This window comes from Azospirillum sp., from assembly GCF_050789165.1.
In genome coordinates this window covers 1-1,940 of record NZ_JBOZRT010000017.1, presented here as the reverse complement: position 1 = coordinate 1,940, position 1,940 = coordinate 1, and the positions used below count along the sequence as shown (strand labels likewise).

The window sequence follows — 1,940 nt, the reverse complement described above, 5'->3', positions numbered from 1 at the left end:
CCCAGCACGATGCCGGCGGCGTCGGCGTTGGCCAGGAACGACAGCTGCTTGGCCAGCATGTTGCCGGCCTCCAGGTCGGGCACCAGCAGGATGTCGGGCTGGCCGGCGACCTCGGACTTGATGCCCTTGGTGCGCGCCGCCTCCAGGCTGATGGCGTTGTCGAAGGCCAGCGGGCCGTCCAGGATGCCGCCGGTGATCTGGCCGCGGTCCGCCATCTTGCACAGCGCCGCCGCTTCCAGCGTCGTCTCGATCTTCGGGTTCAGCGTCTCCACCGCCGAGAGGATCGCCACCTTCGGCGTTTCCACGCCCAGCACCTTGGCGAGGTCGATGGCGTTCTGGACGATGTGAACCTTGTCTTCCAAGGTCGGGGAGATGTTGATCGCCGCGTCGGTGATCAGCAGGGCGCGCGGGTAGGTCGGCACGTTCATCACGAAGACGTGGCTGAGGCGGCGGCCGGTGCGCAGGCCGGTCTCCTTCTTGACCACGGCGCTCATCAGTTCGTCGGTGTGCAGCGAGCCCTTCATCACCGCCTCGGCCTCGCCGGTGCGGGCGAGCGCCACCGCGGCCTCGGCGGCGGCGTGGCTGTGCTCGACGTTGACGATCAGGTACGGGTCGATGTCCAGCCCGTGCAGGCCGGCGAGCGCGCGGATCTTGCTCTCCGGGCCGATCAGGATCGGCTCGATCAGCCCGGCCTCGGCCGCCTCGACGGCGCCCCTGAGCGAACTCTCGTCGCAGGGGTGGGCGACGGCGGTGAGCACCGGCTTGAGGGCGCGGCACTTGTCGAGCAGCGCGTCGTGCTTGTCGTGGCGGATCATCTGGATCTGCGGCAGCTCATGGGGGGCGCGGCGGACCTTGCGGGTGGGGGCGATGACCTCGGCGGTGCCGGTGGTGACGGTTTCGCCGTCCTGGTTGACGCAGACGCAGTCGAAGACGACGAGGTTCTTGTCGGCGCGCTTTTCGGTGACGGTGATGGTGGCGGTGACGACGTCGCCGAGGCCGACCGGGCGGCGGAACTGCAGGTTCTGGCCGACGTAGAGGGTGCCGGCGCCGGGCAGGTGGGTGCCGAGCACGCCGGAGATCAGGGATCCGGACCACATGCCGTGGCCGATCACCTTCTGGAAGCGGCTGTCGGCCGCGAATTTCGGGTCGAGGTGGGCGGGGTCGATGTTGCCCGAGACGGTGGCGAACAGTTCGACGTCCATCAGCGTGAGCTGCCGCGTCAGGCTGGCGCTCTGGCCGATGAAGATCTCGTCGAAGGGAACGTTCTCGATGGCCTTCGGGGAGGGGCTGTTGGCGGCATCGCCAAGCGTGCGCATGGAAGGATACTCCAGTTGTGTGACGACGGCCCGTCGCCCACGTGCGCAAAAGGTATACTAATATATTAGCCCATGCTGCAACGCCGAAAGGATGTGCCGGACACTATGTCGCAGGCCGGGTGCGGTGCGGAAAAAGAAAGGCCGCGAGGTGGGGAAACCACCCGCGGCCCGAGTTTTGGGAGGAAACGCACGCGCCGTGACGGTCTTCACCAAACCAGCCACGACGCAGACTGCACTCGCAATTGATATACTAGTATGTGAGATGCGATGCAAGCGTTTTCTGCGACGCTTACGTTTTTTGACTGCCGCTGAGGCCGCGGCAGGGCGGGCAAGATGGGACACGAATTGCACGGATTTTGACGGATGGCACGGAACCACGATCAAAGAAGATCCGTGCAATCCGTGCCCAAATCCGTGCAATCCGTGTGAATGTTGCTTCCTAAACCCGCACGCCAAAAAAGAAGAAGGGGCCTTGCGGCCCCCTCTCGTCCCGTCATTCCCCAGTCGGTCAGGCCTTGAGGATGCTGCGCCCGGCGAACCGCGCGGCGGCACCCAGCTGCTGCTCGATGCGGATCAGCTGGTTGTACTTGGCCAGACGGTCGGAACGGCTCAGCGAGCCGGTCT

At 65.8% G+C, this 1,940-nt stretch carries 2 protein-coding genes; both read right to left on the bottom strand.

Annotation, left to right across the window (positions count from 1 at the left end):
• The coding region (locus ACRWK7_RS03060; protein WP_431854701.1) for a bifunctional enoyl-CoA hydratase/phosphate acetyltransferase at positions 1–1,316 on the bottom strand (1,316 nt) is incomplete at its 3' end.
• Positions 1,317–1,824: 508 nt separating this feature from the next.
• Positions 1,825–1,940 (bottom strand): hypothetical protein (locus ACRWK7_RS03055; protein ID WP_431854702.1); only part of this gene is annotated, 116 nt, incomplete at its 5' end.